Genomic DNA, 17,714 nt, shown 5'->3' on the forward strand with positions numbered 1-17,714 from the left:
CTATCGCTCGCTTTTCAAATCAAATTAATTCAATACTAAAAGGTATGTAACACCTTAACCGTATCATCAACTTCAGATGCTGGTATATACCCGATAAAATCGGTGCTCGAAGCAACAATCTCTTTCATTTCTTTAGTGGAGCCAACTCTTTTTAAAGGAGCCGCCTTACCAGTAAAGATTTTTTTTGCCATATAAGCTTTGTACCGATCGGGTCGCTTATCAACAACCAATTCACAAAACGTTGCATACAAAGGTTCTTCATTATCAATTTCTAATACCGACACCTTGTTGCCACTTGGCAATAATTGCTCTTTACCAAGAAAGATACGCTTGATATAGCTTTGATCTATGGCTTCTGAAAATGCGGGATTTACAATTACCGCAATATTTGCTTTTGCTACAGTCGAGACAATTCCAAGGAGCATAACCAAAATTAATTTTTTAATTAACATAACCCTTCCCCTTAGAATACAAAACTAACTGAAGCACTTAACACACCTGAATCCATTCTTGGTCGAATCGGATCTGGAGCTTCAATTTTGTGGTCTGTGTATGAATAATCTAACTTAAATGAAGACGCATGATTAATGTTATACTTAATACCAATTGTATAGGTTTTCTTATCTTCATCTGTGCCAGCTATTACATTAGAGAGTAGCGGTTTTACTGGATCCATATCATTGACTAAATCCAATATTTCATAACGTGGCTCAGCGTCAAACACTTCATAGGTAATGTGAGGCTGGAAATCCCCCCAGAAGTAGACAAAAGAGACATAATAGGCCGTAGGGTTAGTAAAGATACTATCATCCATCTCATTAATCACGTATTCCCCCATGAGCATCCAATCATCAAACTCTGCTTTCAACGCAATACCCGCGTTGGTTGCATTATCGCCTTCAGGGATGATCGCATCAGCTACCAGTGGGCTTACTTGAGGCGGTGGTGGCATGTTAGGATCCATAGGCGGTTGAGGCGCACCACCTGGTGTTGAAGAAGGAGGTAATAGAGCAAAAACATTACCCGCAAAAACCGGTGGAATCGTTACCTTAGATTTGAAGTAAGATAGGCGCATGCTAAACCAATCTTGCTGATAGCGCCAAGAAAAGCCAGCCATGTAGTCTATATCTACCGGACCAGCGGGACTTTGCTCATGCAAGGTACCGTAGAACATTTGTAGGTTAGAATCTGCTTCACCGATGGTACTATTGTAAGTGGCACTCATACCTTCCATGTTGTTAAACAATGGAATATACACTGATTGAGGTGGGCGAACCCAATGATAAGCGTAGCTAATATCTAAACTTTCACTTAAATCATAAAAAGGGGTTCTAAATTTCCCAATTTTAACGCTCCAGTTTCGGTCGATTAGATAATTCAAATAGACCCACTCAATTTTTGCGTCAAAATCAGACATCCCCCTAGCGGTAATTTGGATGGTCGCTGAGACGTTATTGCTAATATCACTGTACAACTGTACGCCTGCCAAAGATTCTGGCTTAAACTGTAAATCGTTGTTATAAAAACCCGATTGTTTATCAGAATCTAGTGTCGATGCCATTGTCACTGTGCCAAATCCACTAATTTGAACGTCTCCTGAAAATCCTTTTGTACTTACTAACGCAAGCGGAACGACCAAAACAGATAAACAATGAGCAAATTTGTTTCTCATACTCATAGAGGTGCTTCCCAATAGTTATTTTTTAAGGTTCTTTTAATATATAGGATTCAATCAGTTATTTTGCAAATAACAAACGACTAATCCACATTAAAAGTAGGTTAATCATAAACTATTGAATTAGAATAGAAAGATAAAATTTTTATTAGAAACAATTTAGAAACAAATAACGATATAAAGTGTTTCTAAACTTGCCAATAAGGCGTTTGCTGTTTAGCAATTAATAAGCTGTGCTCTAACGCGTGAATTAAATTCTCTAGCTTACTTTCTTGCCAATCAATTAACTTTTGTGACGGCTGCTCCACCAATGCTAATTGTTGATGAATAATTGCTAAACTTTGCAGCTCACTCAAACCTTGGAGAATATCTAACCAAGGCGCTCTAAATAAATCTCGTAAAGATTGCTCAAACAAACAACTAAACCATGCCCCTGTAAGTAAACTTCTACGAAGCAGTTTTCTCACCGCTAAAAATTGCGCTATGGTCAGTTTTTTGTCCGGAAGTGCTGCTAACAGCTCATTCAAACTACCATTTAGCTTTTCAATCGCTAACTGGCGATAATTTATATCTTCAGCTATGACGGTAAAGTATTGCTGAGGTTCAACGATAACCATTTTTAACAATGACAACTGTAATAAATTAAATCGTTCACTTTGTAGTAACTCAATAACATGCTCAGGATCAGGAACACGTTTATTTTCAAGGCGTAACAATTCGATAAGCTGTTCACTTTTTTCCAGTTTTTTACGGTAGTTACCGGTTTTATTCATTAACTCTTCTAAATTTATCGCGCCGTCAACCCAAGCAAATAACTGAATAAAGTAACTTAACTCATCTCTTAAATCGCGAACTTCGTCTTGCACATATACATCAAACAACCAACAACCATGACGCAAGGTTACTAAAATCTCAAGCACATGCGATAAATCAATCAGGGTTGGCTGCTCAATGTAGCGAGCAATAGCTAATTGAAGTTTCTGCAAGCAATCACTGACCCCCTCAATAAAGTTGTCATTAATGGTTTGCTTACTGGTAATAATTTGCTCCAACTTAACTTCACTTGTTGAGGATGTTAAGTTATGGAACAAGCGATAGCCTCGTGCGGCTTTACTATCAATGCCAGGCCTTAACGCTAACGTTTTAAATAAATGCGTCGCAAGAATGAAAAGATCATTGACGTCACCTTTGATAAGCTCTATTTCTATTTCGCTAATTTTCGTCAGCCGATCCTCAACACTTATTTCGCCTTTGTCGAAGACTAACTCAACTTGACTATCATTAATATCAACTAACCATGCATGGCGCGTGAAATCAGTTCTAAACAACCCCATCAAATTAGACTGCAGCTCCTCAACATTATCTTGTTCTGACCAAATATCCTTCGGAAACAAGCTTAAATTGGGAAAATTATCAGAGATCGCTACATTAAATTCTGGTCGTTGGTGCAAACCGGCAAGCACTTTCCCTGCCATTTTGATAGTCTGCTCTCGAGCCTCATTAATTTGACGAACCCGCAAGCCAATATCTTTTTGGCGTAACTGTAAATCAGGCGTATCAAAGTAACAATTGCTAAGCGAGTTGACCGATTGAGAAAACTGGAAGTGACGACTCGTTAAAAGGGAAGTAATTTTACTATCGACATCTTGTTCATCAACAAGATACTTTAACTCAATTTCTGTTGCCATAATGCCACATCAAAATACCTAGCTAAGCGATAAAACTCGATATGATTCAGATGTAATTGATCTAAACCCAGCTAGTCATGCCGTTCCAATTTGAAATAAAACCAAACGATACAAAAGCAAATTCAACATGGCAACAGATTTTAGTGTTCTTTTTATCACAAAATCCTGATTTTGCGAAAACTTAGCTTGATTCCCTGCGGACAAAACCCTACTATTTTTAATAAAATCAATCATGAAGAATTTGGTTAAGCAATGAAAATACTGAAAAGCTTACTCGTTGGGCTATTGGTCGCAGGAAGTACCTTTGTGAGTGCTGAACAAGCTTCGGAGGACTTAGCCACTGGTTATATCTCTGACGACTTGTTTGTCTACATGCACGCAGGCCCAGGTAATAACTATCGGATATTGGGCAGTATCAATGCCGGAGAGGAAATAAAACTCACCGGAAAAGAAGAAAACGATTACACCCAGATTATCGACCCCAAGTCTCGAGAAGCTTGGGTTGAAAATCGCTATATAAATAATAAACCAGGCCTTAGAACGGAATTAGCTGCATTAACCGAGCAACTAAATAATAGCAACGCCAACAATGAAGATTTGGTTAGACAATTAAATCAGGCGAATGGCGAGATCGATCGATTAAACCAGGAAAGCAAGTTGCTAGAAGGTAAAATCGAAGTCGCTAATCAGGAATTAGCGGCCACTAAGTTACAAATTAAAAACCAGGACACTGACTTAAAGAAAGAATGGTTTTTTAATGGTGCAATAGTACTGGGTATTGGTTTACTTGTTGGGCTAATTTTACCTCATCTGACTGGCCGTAAAAAATCTTCAATGGATAGCTGGAGATAGTTCCAATCAGTCGATGACCTCGATATAATGTCATCATTACATCTGAAAAGCGCGCTACCAATTTGGCGCGCTTTTCAATATTCACCCATTTATGTAATGGTAATATCAACATAAAGCTAGCTTAACCCGGAAGTTTCCTGTGCTCACCAACATTCATAGTTTGATTAAATACGCTTTCTTGACCTGGTGTTTGTCCCTCCTTTTACCAAAAAACGTTCACTCTGAACCATGGGTAGATACGTCTAACATCTTTTTGAAAGCCCATATTCAAAAACTAGCGGATGCAGGGATTATTAAAACACCTGTGACAACCTATCCGATTATGTGGATAGATATTGCTAGTGCTTTAAAAGAAGTTAATCACACAGAGCTTACGCCTGCGCTACAAGAAGCCTATTACTATGTCAATCATCAGCTTAAACTTGCTCAGAACAATCTAGTGACTCTGGAATTGAATGCCGCAGCAAAAGATAAACGCTTTACCAGTTTTGGCGACGCCTTTAGAGGCAAAAACAATATTAGTCTTAGCAAGAGTTACCTCGGCCAATCATGGGCTTTTAAAGTAAGAACCAACTATAGCAACTCTGATCTTCCAGGTGACAAACGTCATTTTGAAGGAAGCTATTTATCAGGATTTTTAGGGAATTGGGTCATAACATTTGGCAAGCAAGATCGTTGGTGGGGACAAGGTTGGGACAGTAATTTAAGCCTAACCAACAACGCCAGACCAATGAGCGCTTTATCGTTAACTCGAAAATCAGCGCAGGCATTCAACATACCATTTACCGATATCGATGTTCCATGGACCGTAACTACGTTTATGGCAAAAATGGATGATAATCGTATCGTTAAAGACACCCTCTTATGGGGAATGCGCGTTAACTTCAAACCTTTTGATAACTTAGAAGTTGGTTTAACACGCCTTGCTCAGTGGGGCGGCGAAGGTCGATTACAAAATGGTTCAACGTTCTGGAAGCTATTAATCGGCAAAGATAACTGCGGTAATAGTGGCCGTGCAGGTTTAGATTGTGGCGAAAATAGGATCCTTGAACCAGGAAACCAACAAGCCGGTTATGACCTGCGCTATTCAAATACCCTTTTTGGAACACCATTTGCTCTTTACGGACAATATTTTGCCGAAGATGGCAGTTCTAAGAATAATTCATCAAGCATTATTACTGAACCGCAAGTGCAAGCTGGTGCCGATATCCAGTTAAATCTAATGGGAGCTCCAACAACAGTGTTTGCCGAGTACATTGACACGTTTGCTGACTGTACTGATAAAGACAATATTGTCAATGGCAACTGTTACTACGAGCACCATACCTATCAAACGGGTATGCGCTATCAGCAAAGAACTATTGGAAGCTTATACGACAATGATGCCTATACCCTCGTAATTGGAGCCATTAGTCATTTATCAATCAATACTCAACTGATTGTAAAAGCAAGAAAGTTAACGCTCAATAATGACGACTCAGATAAATCTCCAACGAATCCACTTATTGGCAACCCATTGACGAGCATTGCAGAAAAAATGTATATGCTCTCTGGCAAAGTACAACATAGCTACAAAAATTGGCGCTTTAGTTTAGGAGGAGACATTAGCCGCTCCGCCTATAAAAATATGACGAAAGATGATAATAGCGTTAATATACATTTCAACGTTGAAGTTAATCTATAAGTTACTGCAAGTCAGGTAATGTGAGAAGAACTATAAGGAACTCTATATGAGCACAGTCGTTTATGTTTCGGGTACTTTTGATTTATTCCATCGAAACCACTTGAAAATGATTGAGTATGGTGCAGGTTTAGGTGATACATTGATCGTTGGCGTCAGCACCGATGAACTCGTTTGTTCATATAAGAACCCCCCGACAATTCCTTTTGAAGAGCGCATCGCTATTGTAAGCGCACTTAAATATCCAGATGTTGTTATACCGCAACGCTCATTAGAACATACTGAACGTGTGAAAGACTTAAATATCGATATTTTTGTTGTTGGAGATGACTGGAAGGGCAAATATGATTATCTAAGAGATTTAGGGGTGAAAGTATTTTATTTTCCTTATGGTGCAGGAGTAAGTAGTTCGAATCTAAAATCTAAAATTGCAAAACAATATAATGCGTTAATCGAAAACGTAGATGTTCACGATAATCCAGATGTGATTCAAAAATGAAAAAAATAATCATTACGGGTGGAGCTGGAGATTGGGCCCAACACTTTAAAAGCAATCATGCTGAACAATACCAAATTATCACCCCGAATAGGTCTGAGCTTGATGTGTGTGATATAAGTAGTGTTGAACACTACTTTAAAAATCAAGATTGTGATATTTTGATAAATAATGCTGGCTGCATTCATCCTGAACGTATTTTATCATCTGACCCAGAGAAGTGGATTAATGATATTAATGTTAATTTAATCGGGACTTACCTAACAACCAAAGCGGTATTACATAAAAACCCAAAAGCTATCATCATTAATATTTCTTCGACCGCTGCATATAATGCCTATCCGGACTGGTCATCATACTGCGCTTCTAAAGCCGGCGTAGTAACGATTTCAAAAGCTTTCGCAAATGATGGCTTCGATGTTTATTGTCTATGTCCAGGTGCAATCAATACAAAATTTCGTAATTATTTTGACTTGTCTAATGATAATGCAATGCCGTGTGAATCATTATCTAATTATGTCATTAAAGTTTTAGCTGGGGAGTTCAACTCAGGGGACGTATTATTTATACGTAAAAACGAGTTTCACCTTAACCCATAAGGGCAAACAGTTTATATGCTAAATTCACAAAGTAAGCGCTATCTTTTCTATATCAATCAAAATTATTCGTACGAGATTCTCAGACCCCTCCAGCAAGAAATTCTTACAAGAGGTGATCAGGTAAAATGGTTTATCACTGGTAAAGAAGTTAACCCCGCGTTGCTCAAACCTGACGAAGTTGCTCTTGAAAATATCAAAGACGTGGTAGCGTATTCACCACACGCCAGTTTTGTGCCAGGAAACGAAATACCGCGCTTTATTCCTGGGTTAAAAGTCCAAGTTTTTCACGGTTTAGAATGGAAGAAAAAAGGACATTTTATCATTCGAGATTATTTTGATCTCTATTGCACACATGGCAGTGCAACAACCAAGCGATTTGAACAGCTTGCTAAGCAGCATCAATATTTCGACGTGGTCGAAACTGGATGGCCGAAACTTGATAACTTGTTTAATGCTAAAGCAATTAAATACTTTGATAAAGAGAAACAAGTTATACTTTATGCCCCCACATTCTCTCCTGCATTAACATCGGCGCCAGCGTTATTTGAAACAATATCCGCGTTAGTAAAAGAGCAGCGCTATAATTGGTTGTTTAAGTTTCACCCTAAAATGGCAAAAGAGTGGATAGATAAATATCAAACGTTATCCAGCGCAAACTGCAAAGTTATCGAAACAGCGGATCTGAATCCGGTATTACAAAGTGCAGATGTGATGATATCCGATACGTCTTCCGTAATTGGTGAATTTTCACTATTAGATAAACCTGTCATCGCTTTAAATAACCGAGAGCCCGGTGATTACCTCATAAATATTTCCAATGCCGAGCAGTTGCCTTTAGCTATTGAAAAAGCCTTTTCTCCCAGCGACCATTTGCTCGACGCAATTAAAGAGTATGCGAAAAGCCTTCATCCCTATACAGACGGCGGCTCCTCAGCAAGAATTTTAGATGCCGTAGAACAGCGAATACTTAACGGGAAAAATGCAAAAAAAACAATTCCATTAAACTTATTCCGCAACTTTAAGTTACGTAAAAAGTTAGGTTACTGGCAGTTTTAGCTAAAAATAAATTCAAATACCTTGCTATATAATTAAGCACTATGATGTATACAATATTATTATTTAGGTTTTAATTGACACAAAACTTAAAAGTGCGTTATTAATATGTCACCTAGCACAAAGCTATTAGACAATGATTAAACAAATTTCAGCAAAAATTATTAACCTCCTCCTCCTCGCATTAAAGGTGCGCGGATAGGTTTTTATTGCTGTAATTTAATATTTTAATACCAAAACCCGCGCCAATAGACGCGGGTTTTTTTATACCTAAAGTTTATTGGCGTTAACGTAAAGGACAAGTTTATGGATAACCAAGTGATTGTTTTTGATACGACATTACGTGATGGTGAACAAGCGTTAACCGCAAGTCTATCAGTGCATGAAAAACTACAGATCGCACAAGCGATAGAGCGATTAGGTGTTGATATCATCGAAGCTGGCTTTCCAGTATCCTCACCCGGAGACTTCGATTCGGTTCAACAAATCGCTCGAACAGTAAAAAACTCGATAGTTTGTGGTTTAGCTCGCGCCGTTGAAGCCGATATCAAGGCCTGTGCTGATGCCTTGTCTGTTGCTAATCAGTTTCGCATCCACACCTTTATATCGACTTCAGATGTTCATGTTCAGCAAAAATTACGTAAAGATTTTGCTGATGTTGAAGCAATGGCGATTCATGCGATTAAATACGCACGTCAATTTACCGATGATGTCGAATTTAGTTGTGAAGATGCCGGTCGCACGCCAATTGATAATTTATGTCGTATGGTGGAAAAAGCAATAGACGCAGGCGCAACGACCGTTAATATCCCTGATACCGTTGGCTATACCTTACCAAATGAGTTTAGTGGCATTATTAGTCAATTATTTAATCGCGTTCCTAACATTGATAAAGCGATTATTTCTGTTCATTGCCACAATGATCTAGGTTTAGCTGTCGCTAATTCGATGTCAGCTGTTCAAGCAGGTGCACGTCAAATCGAATGCACGGTCAACGGTATTGGCGAACGGGCCGGCAATTGTTCATTGGAAGAAATTGCAATGATCATTAAAACTCGCCAACAGTTGTTAGGTGTTCACACCAATATCAATCATCAAGAGATAGCACGCACATCAAAGCTTGTCAGTCAATTGTGTAATATGCCAGTGCAACCTAATAAAGCGATTGTCGGAAGCAATGCATTCAGTCATTCATCAGGCATTCACCAAGATGGTATGTTAAAAGCCAGCAACACCTATGAAATCATGACACCTGAAAGTGTTGGAATCGCAAAAACTAAGTTAAACCTAACCTCTCGTAGTGGCCGCCATGTCATCAAACATCGGATGGAAAGTCTTGGTTATAAGGAAAGCGACTATAACTTAGAAACGCTATACAAAGATTTTTTAGCCTTGGCTGATAAAAAGGGACAAGTCTTCGATGATGACTTAGAGGCCTTACTATTTAACATTCAACAACAAGGTGAAAAAGAGCATTTTCATTTAGAAACCATCAATGTGCAATCGGGTGGAGAGTTTGCAACTGCCAGTATCAAGCTGTTATCAGGTGATTGTCACCAAATTACGTCTGCCACCGGTAATGGCCCTGTTGATGCGTTATATCGAGCAATTAAGAAAGCCGTCGATATCGATTTCAAAGTTGCCGATTACAAAATATCAAACCGAGGTGCAGGTGAGGATGGCTTAGGTAAAGCTGACCTAGTCGTTACATGGCAAGGTAGAAACTTTCATGGCTACGGTTTAGCAACTGACGTTATCGAGGCTTCAGGGCAAGCATTAGTTCACACATTAAATAGTATTCAACGCGCACAAGCTATCGCCGAAATCAAAGAAGCGCGCGCAGCAAGTAATCAATAATTTTAAGGAAACCATTCATGTCAACAATAGCAGTTTTAGCCGGAGACGGCATCGGCCCAGAGGTAATGACTCAAGCAAAGCGGGTGCTGAGTGCCGTTGCCAACAAGTTTGATATCGATATTAGCACTAAAGATTACGATGTTGGCGGTGCCGCAATTGATCGTCACGGTCATGCGCTTCCACAAGAAACTTTAACAGGATGCGAACAAGCTGATGCCATTTTATTTGGTTCGGTCGGCGGACCGAAATGGGCAAATTTACCACCAACAGAACAACCAGAACGCTGCGCTTTACTTGGTTTAAGAGGACACTTTGATTTATTTTGCAATATGAGACCAGCTACCCTGCAGCCAGCATTAGCCAGTTTATCAACCTTGCGAAGTGATATTGCCCAAGGCGGTTTTGATGTCTTGGTAATTCGTGAGTTAACCGGTGATATCTACTTTGGCGAACCCAAAGGGCGAAAAGGAGAAGGTGATGATGAAACAGGTTTCGACTCAATGTTTTATTCTAGACGAGAGATCAAACGAATTACCCACCTAGCCTTCCAAGCTGCCCAAAAACGTAACAACAAAGTTACCTCTGTTGATAAAGCCAATGTCTTGGCAACGAGTCAATTGTGGCGACAAGTTGTTGATGAAGTCGCCAGTGAATACCCTGAGGTTGTTTACGAGCATCTATATGTTGATAATGCCGCCATGCAATTAGTCCGTGATCCGAATCAATTTGATGTCATGTTATGCCCAAATCTGTTTGGCGATATACTATCGGATATTTGCGCAATGATCACAGGTTCGATGGGGTTATTACCTTCAGCAAGTTTAAATAGCGAAGGTTTTGGTATGTATGAACCTGCTGGTGGTAGCGCACCAGATATTGCTGGCCAAGGAATAGCCAACCCTATCGCTCAAATACTATCTGCGGCATTAATGCTGCGCTATAGCTTAAATCAAGAACAAGCGGCACAGCTAATAGAACAAGCAGTAAGTGATGCGATGGATAATCACATTTTAACTGCTGATTTATTGCCTAAAGAGCAACAACACCTTGCAAAAAGCACACAAGAAGTTGGTGATTATATTTGCCACTACATAGATACACATAACGTAAAGGAAGCTAAATAAATGACCAGTGCAACGACCTTATATGAAAAGTTATGGCAAAGACACGTCGTCGAAGAAAAAGCAGGTGAAACACCACTATTATATGTCGATCGCCATTTGATCCATGAAGTAACTTCGCCGCAAGCTTTCGCTAACCTGCGTTTCCATAACCGTAAACTAAGACACCCCGAACGCACCATCGCGACCATGGATCATAATATTTCGACTCGTTCTATAGAGATCAATGCCGCGGGCGAAGGAGCTGCCAATCAATTGCGCACGCTAGAAAAGAACTGCAATGAATTTGGTATCAAACTTTTTGGCATGGGTCATAAAAATCAAGGTATTGTCCATGTTATGGGGCCTGAACTAGGATTAACATTACCAGGAACGATTATTGTTTGTGGCGACTCTCACACTGCAACCCACGGCGCTTTTGGCGCATTGGCATTTGGTATAGGGACATCTGAAGTAGAGCATGTTTTTGCTACACAAACCTTACGTCAAACCAAAGCGAAAACCATGAAAATTGAAGTTAATGGTAATGTAGGAAAAGGCATCAGCGCTAAAGATATTATTTTAGCTATCATCGGTAAAACTGGCAGTGCCGGCGCAACCGGTTACGTGGTTGAGTATTGCGGGGACGCCATTACAGCGTTAAGTATGGAAGAGCGAATGACCATATGTAACATGAGTATCGAATTTGGCGCCAAAGCGGGTTTAATTGCCCCAGATAAAACAACTTTCGATTACCTTGAAGGTCGAGAATACACACCAAAAGGTGAGCTATGGCAACAAGCAATTGATGATTGGCAACAGCTAAAAAGTGACCCTGATGCTCACTTTGATGCCGTACTAACTTTAGATGCAAAAGAGATTAAAGCACAAGTGACTTGGGGCACGACACCAGGTCAAGTGACAGCAATAGACGCTGTCGTACCATCACCTGATGATTTTACTGACCCAGTAGAGAAAGAGTCTTGCGCTAAAGCATTAGCTTATATGGGCTTAGAAGCTGGTACAAAAATTACCGACATCAAAATTAATAATGTTTTTATTGGCTCTTGCACCAACTCTAGAATTGAGGACTTAAGAGCAGCTGCAGCGATCGCCAAAGGTAAAAAAGTCTCTAATGATGTAACAGCGATTGTTGTACCAGGGTCTTATCGCGTCAAAGAACAAGCGGAACAAGAAGGTTTAGCAAAAATTTTTACTGATGCAGGTTTTGAATGGCGCTTACCCGGCTGTTCAATGTGTCTTGGGATGAATGACGACAGGTTAAGCCCTGGCGATCGCTGTGCATCAACAAGCAATAGAAACTTTGAAGGCCGTCAAGGCAGAGGCAGCCGTACTCATTTAGTGAGTCCTGAAATGGCTGCAGCTGCAGCCATTGCAGGTCATTTTGTCGACATAAACGCTTAAGGAACTCTCATGGAAAAATTTACAACTCATTTAGGTAAAGTCGTGCCATTAGATGCGGCAAATGTCGATACCGATCAGATCATTCCAAAGCAATTTCTGCAAAAAACGGAACGGGTAGGCTTTGGTCAGCACTTATTTCATGACTGGCGTTATCTAGATGCTGACGGAAATCAAGACAATCCTGATTTCATTTTAAACAAACCAGAATATCAAGGTGCCAGCATTTTATTAGCACGTGAAAACTTTGGTTGTGGTTCGAGTCGTGAACATGCGCCGTGGGCATTACAAGAATATGGTTTTAAAGTGATAATAGCGCCAAGCTTTGCCGATATCTTTTATGCCAATTGTATTAATATCGGTGTACTACCAATCAGATTATCTGATAATGAAATCAACCAGTTATTTGACATGACTAAAGCTGGCGAACTACACTTAAACATCGACTTGCTAGGCAACACAATAACAACTGGTGCTAAAAGTTTTCAGTTTTCATTAAACGATTTTCATCAATACTGTTTAGAGCAAGGTATTGACAGTGTTGGTTGGACATTAAATAAATTAGATAAAATAGAAGCGTTTGAGGCAAAAATGCCCGCGTGGCAGTAGCGAGCTCTAAATTAAAGCGATTAGGGCTCAGCACTAATCGCTTTAATACTGTGAGATTGATGTACTATGTCGACAAATGAGAGAACGACGCAATACCAAACCATCCCATTAAAACAATTAAAACTTGGTATGTACGTGATTTCGGTTACCACTAGCGATAAGCATCACATTAAAGCTGAAGGCTATATCTCTAGGCAAGCCAGTGTCAAACAACTGGTCAATGCCAATGTAATTGAAGTAACTGTTGACCCCAGCAAAGAAAAAAAAGTAGAGCAAATTGACCGCGTCTTTGCGGATATTCAAACGACACCACCCAAAAAGAAAAGTGTACCTAAAGCGGTCCCCCAACGCACCATTTCCATTGATGAAGAGTTAAAGAAAGCAAAAGGTCTTTATGAAAAAGCAAAGTCGCTGCATGGCCGAGTACTCGATCGTATTCGTCAAGGACAAGACATGCAGATGGAGGCTATTGAGCAAACCACCGATAAGCTGGTCGAATCAATTTTTAGAAATCAAGACGCGTTAAGCTGTTTATCTCGCATTCAAACCAAAGATGCCTTTTTGCTTGAACACTCGATTAATGTCGCTATTTTAATGTCGATGTTTGCACGGCATCTAGGGTTTGAAAAACGTATCGTTCAAGAAGTTACCTTGGGCGCTTTTTTGCACGATATTGGCAAAGTGCTTTTGCCTGATGAGATCCTTAATAAACGTGGTCACCTGAATGAAAAAGAAGAAAAGATATGGCAGAGTCACGTTGCGCTAGGTTTGAAAGTATTAGAAGACTCTCCAAGTATTTCTCATATTGCAGCACGAATGATAGCCGAGCATCATGAACGCCTTGATGGTAGCGGCTTTCCTAAAGGGGTCAAAGAAAACGATATATCTAAGTTTGGCCGTATGATCGCTATTGTAGATACCTATGAAAAAATGACCGGGGAGCGCCCATTTAAAAAGCCTGTACCACCAATATCAGCTTTTAAAACTTTAGTTGCAGAATCTCCCGTTTTATATGATGAAGATTTAGTAGAAAAGTTTATTCAATGTATTGGTGTTTATCCGGTTGGTACCTTAGTTAAACTCAATAGTGGTAAATTAGGGATTATTAGTCAGCTTAACCCAAGCTCACCCTTACGCCCTTATGTTCGTGTATTTTATAACACCCGCCTAAATCAGGCGATTCCGATAGAAGAGATAAATCTTTCAAAGTCTAAATATAAAGATCAAATTGATCGTTGTATTCAACCCGAAGAGTTTAATATCAATCTCATGAATTTTTTCAAGGCGGCTTTCATTGATTAAATTGAGCTAAGCGCAGGAACAGAAAAACGCTCGCCACGAAAGGTCAATACCAGACTTTGCGGTAAAATAGAGGTTAGTTCCAATTCGTTCGATAACATATCACCTTGATATTTATCTTCACCATTCACTCGAACCCAACCTTGACCATCGCTGGCGTAAATATGCATTTCAAAGGTTAACTCTGGTAATGCTTGTCTCAATGATAACGGTAAGGCTGATAATGGCTTCACTGAAGTTGTTGTTTCATTAACGAATTCTGGTTCTGCACCTAATTGCTCTTCTTGCGGGGTAGTTTCATTGATCGCTGCTTTAAAGCGAGCTAATAACTCATCTGATACGCCATCAACAGGCACGATTTCGTATCCATCCTTTTTATCATCCCGCTGTACGATTTTTACTTTATCTGGTTGATAACCTAGCACTTTTGGCTGTTTTGCAACGTGCTCTTCTGTATCGTTAGTATTCAGCTTTATATCGTTTTTATCATCGCTGTAGGGTTCTTTTACGTTATCAATCACTGACTCATTAACAGGTTTTTTATTATCAAGATCACGTTGAGCAAACGTTTGGCTGGTTATTTCCTCGGTAGTCAAAGCGCCATGAGCTTGAATCTTAGCATCTAATGAGGGCGCATGCGTTTGAGCACTATCACTATCTTGGTTGCTTGGGGGGAGATCGGTTATTACTGGCTCTTGAGCTGAGCCTTGCAATGTGTTGCCAGTATCACTTTGTTTTACCTTCGCTAGGGATGATGTTTGCGTATAGGTTGCCAGCGTATATCCTAGAGCCAACATTACTGACATTGCGATACCTGCATAGAAAACTCTCATTGGGGTTTGCAGCCAAAAGCTAGTTACTTTGCCCTGTTCACCTAACGCGCGCTCTGCTGCTTCTATGACAATCTTTTTATTGATTGTTGTTTGATTTTGCCCATAAGCAATTAGCAATGCTTGCTGACAGAGTAAATTGACAACCCGTGGTATACCATTAGATATTTGATGTATCAGTGAAATAGCCCCTTTGTCGAATAAGGCGCGCGTACATTGCGCCACCGACAGCCGATGAGAAATATACTGGCTTAATTCAGTTTTTGTTAACGCTAATAAGTGATAACGAGCAGTAATTCGCTGAGCAAGTTGCCGTAAGTCACGACGCTGTAGTAAAGTTTGCAACTCTGGCTGACCAATCAAAATGACCTGTAGCAATTTTTTAGTGTTAGTTTCTAAGTTAGTTAATAATCTGAGCTGCTCTAACACTTCGGCCTGTAGGTGCTGTGCTTCATCAATCACCAATAAGGTATTAATATTATGTTGATGGTTTTTAATCAGCTTATCTTGAATTTTATCCATCAGATAATTAACGGTAATACCGGTTTTCTTATAGCGGATTTTTAAGCCATCACAAATCGTTGCCAATAGCTCTAGGCTTGATAGCGTAGGATTAAGTATAAATACCGCCTGAGTATCATCGGACAGCTGCTCCATCACGCTGCGACATATCGTGGTCTTTCCTGTACCAACTTCTCCCGTTAATAAGACAAAACCACCGTAGCTTCCTAATCCATAGGTTAAATGTGCAAGTGCCTCGCGATGGCGATCACTCATAAATAAGTAGGCAGGGTTTGGCGCAATAGTGAATGGTTCTTCCGATAAACCAAAAAATGTCGTGTACATAATATCGTTCAGCTAAAAATAACGCCTAAAAGCTACCCTGTTATGCAACGGATGTCAAAGTGCTTGCCCAGTAAACATTGGAATATGTTAAGCTAACGCAAATTCCATTACCTTGTATTTCGTTAAATCTATGGTTGAATCTGATAAGACCGATAATCTCACCGTTTTTTTAGTGGGTGGTGCAGTTAGAGACCAGTTGCTCGGTCGAAAAGTCATTGAAAAAGATTACGTGGTGGTTGGCGCAACGCCTGAGCAAATGCTTGCTATGGGTTTTAGCCAAGTAGGCAAAGATTTTCCGGTATTCCTTCATCCTCAAACCAAAGCAGAATATGCCCTCGCTCGAACGGAAAAAAAACAAGGGGTTGGCTACCAAGGCTTTGTCTGTCACGCGTCTCCAGATGTCTCATTAGAGCAAGACCTCATCCGTCGAGATTTAACCGTTAATGCCATGGCCTTATCTGAAACTGGAGAGTTAGTTGACCCATATAATGGCCAGCAAGATATTAACAATAGAATATTAAGGCACGTTTCCCCAGCGTTTGTCGAAGATCCTTTACGCGTGCTGCGGGTTGCTCGCTTTGCTGCAAGATATCATTATTTAGGCTTTACGATTGCGCCGGAAACATTAGCGTTAATGAAGGAAGTAGTTGATAGTGGTGAGCTGGGTCACTTATCTGGAGAACGCATTTGGCAAGAGTTTGAAAAATCTCTAAAAGAAGACAATCCAGAAGTTTTTATTGAAGTACTGCAAAATTGTGGTGCCCTAGCAACATTATGGCCAGCACTCAATCAATTGTGGGGAATTCCAAACCCGGCTAAATGGCACCCTGAAATCTGTAGCGGCGTTCATACCATGATGGTATTACAACAAGCAGTCACCTTATCTAAAAGCGCAGAAATAAGGTTTGCTGCGCTGTGCCATGATTTAGGTAAATCGGTAACCCCAGCTGAAAAATGGCCTAGCCACCATGGCCATGAAAAAGCTGGATTACCGCTAATAGACCAGTTTTGCCAGCAATACCGAGTTCCTAAAAGTTATCAACGCTTAGCTCGTATTGTCAGTGAATTTCACCTTCATGGCCATAAAGCCTTTGAACTCAACCCAAAAACAATTCTAAGGATGTTTAACAAGCTTAACGTATGGCGAGATCCTCTGATACTTGATAGCTTTTTACTGTGTTGCCAAGCCGATTTTAATGGTCGTTTGGGCAACGAAAAAGAGCCTTACCCACAAGCCAGTTATTTAAAGAGTCTCTTCCAAGCCTGTTTAAAAATAAATGCTAAGCCATTTGTCGAACAAGGTTTAAAAGGTGCTGAAATAAAACTCGCGATAGATGAAAAACGTGTGTTAGTTATGAGCGCTATTAAGCAATCACATCTATCAACCTAGCTTAAAATATCAACAAATTTACACAACAACGCTAAACAATATATTCACAATATAAATACAACAACAAGAATACACCAATAAAAACAATAACTAACCATATATCTAACTCTTTTTTGGATGCTTTGCACTGGAAAATTAAAAAAAAAACTTGTTACTATTTTGGCTGTTGTAATGCTAAGACATACAAAGTGAGGCGTTATGAAAGATTTTTATTTTTTTTTTGGTTTTATTTGTTTTTTTGGTTTGGGTATTACAACTATCAAAGGCTTATGTAGTAATACTATTAATATTGAGGTAACTATCATTTTTTGTATTGC

General features: G+C 39.7%; 15 protein-coding genes. 11 read left to right on the plus strand and 4 right to left on the minus strand.

The genetic code is table 11. The features are described from left to right. Positions 1–35 precede the first annotated feature (35 nt). From ACSLUH_RS10590 to ACSLUH_RS10600, 3 genes are all read right to left on the minus strand, one after another. Complete coding sequence (locus ACSLUH_RS10590; protein ID WP_448566750.1) at positions 36–452, minus strand: type 2 periplasmic-binding domain-containing protein; 417 nt, start codon at positions 450–452, stop codon at positions 36–38. Between the two features lie 11 nt (positions 453–463). Further along, positions 464–1,678, minus strand: coding sequence for a hypothetical protein (locus ACSLUH_RS10595; RefSeq protein ID WP_448566752.1), 1,215 nt, complete (start codon positions 1,676–1,678; stop codon positions 464–466). Between the two features lie 185 nt (positions 1,679–1,863). Further along, positions 1,864–3,363: a CYTH and CHAD domain-containing protein gene (locus tag ACSLUH_RS10600; protein WP_448566754.1), complete on the minus strand. Its 1,500-nt coding sequence runs from the start codon at positions 3,361–3,363 to the stop codon at positions 1,864–1,866. Positions 3,364–3,615: 252 nt separating this feature from the next. On the opposite strand from ACSLUH_RS10600, the gene ACSLUH_RS10605 reads away from it, so the two are divergent. From ACSLUH_RS10605 to ACSLUH_RS10650, 10 genes are all read left to right on the plus strand, one after another. Further along, positions 3,616–4,215, plus strand: coding sequence for a TIGR04211 family SH3 domain-containing protein (locus tag ACSLUH_RS10605; protein WP_448566756.1), 600 nt, complete (start codon positions 3,616–3,618; stop codon positions 4,213–4,215). A gap of 253 nt (positions 4,216–4,468) precedes the next feature. After that, a complete protein-coding gene (locus tag ACSLUH_RS10610) occupies positions 4,469–5,899 on the plus strand; it encodes a capsule assembly Wzi family protein (RefSeq protein WP_448566758.1) in 1,431 nt (476 codons plus the stop codon). A 46-nt stretch (positions 5,900–5,945) separates the two neighbouring features. Beyond that, positions 5,946–6,395: an FAD synthase family protein gene (locus tag ACSLUH_RS10615; protein WP_448566760.1), complete on the plus strand. Its 450-nt coding sequence runs from the start codon at positions 5,946–5,948 to the stop codon at positions 6,393–6,395. Beyond that, positions 6,392–6,991: an SDR family NAD(P)-dependent oxidoreductase gene (locus tag ACSLUH_RS10620; protein ID WP_448566762.1), complete on the plus strand. Its 600-nt coding sequence runs from the start codon at positions 6,392–6,394 to the stop codon at positions 6,989–6,991. Before ACSLUH_RS10615 ends, ACSLUH_RS10620 begins: the two co-directional genes overlap by 4 nt. A 15-nt stretch (positions 6,992–7,006) precedes the next feature. After that, positions 7,007–8,047, plus strand: a complete 1,041-nt coding sequence (locus ACSLUH_RS10625; RefSeq protein WP_448566764.1) for a CDP-glycerol glycerophosphotransferase family protein — start codon at positions 7,007–7,009, stop codon at positions 8,045–8,047. A 303-nt stretch (positions 8,048–8,350) separates the two neighbouring features. Beyond that, complete coding sequence (leuA, locus tag ACSLUH_RS10630) at positions 8,351–9,901, plus strand: 2-isopropylmalate synthase (RefSeq protein WP_448566766.1); 1,551 nt, start codon at positions 8,351–8,353, stop codon at positions 9,899–9,901. Between the two features lie 17 nt (positions 9,902–9,918). Then, complete coding sequence (gene leuB, locus ACSLUH_RS10635; protein WP_448566768.1) at positions 9,919–11,025, plus strand: 3-isopropylmalate dehydrogenase; 1,107 nt, start codon at positions 9,919–9,921, stop codon at positions 11,023–11,025. After that, a complete protein-coding gene (leuC, locus tag ACSLUH_RS10640; RefSeq protein ID WP_448566770.1) occupies positions 11,026–12,426 on the plus strand; it encodes a 3-isopropylmalate dehydratase large subunit in 1,401 nt (466 codons plus the stop codon). It begins immediately after the preceding gene. 9 nt (positions 12,427–12,435) lie between these two features. Then, positions 12,436–13,032, plus strand: a complete 597-nt coding sequence (gene leuD / locus ACSLUH_RS10645; protein ID WP_448566772.1) for a 3-isopropylmalate dehydratase small subunit — start codon at positions 12,436–12,438, stop codon at positions 13,030–13,032. Positions 13,033–13,098: 66 nt separating this feature from the next. After that, positions 13,099–14,334 (plus strand): cyclic di-GMP phosphodiesterase, encoded by a 1,236-nt coding sequence (locus ACSLUH_RS10650; protein ID WP_448566774.1) that lies wholly within the window; start codon positions 13,099–13,101, stop codon positions 14,332–14,334. Here ACSLUH_RS10650 and ACSLUH_RS10655 read toward each other — a convergent pair. Next, on the minus strand, positions 14,331–16,007 hold the full coding sequence (locus ACSLUH_RS10655) for an AAA family ATPase (protein ID WP_448566776.1): 1,677 nt from the start codon (positions 16,005–16,007) through the stop codon (positions 14,331–14,333). The two genes, ACSLUH_RS10650 and ACSLUH_RS10655, sit on opposite strands and share 4 nt — an antisense overlap. Before the next feature lie 130 nt (positions 16,008–16,137). Here ACSLUH_RS10655 and ACSLUH_RS10660 point away from each other — a divergent pair, with 130 nt between their 5' ends. Next, on the plus strand, positions 16,138–17,397 hold the full coding sequence (locus tag ACSLUH_RS10660; RefSeq protein WP_448566778.1) for a multifunctional CCA addition/repair protein: 1,260 nt from the start codon (positions 16,138–16,140) through the stop codon (positions 17,395–17,397). Positions 17,398–17,714 lie beyond the last annotated feature (317 nt).

The organism is Thalassotalea ganghwensis, from assembly GCF_053485795.1.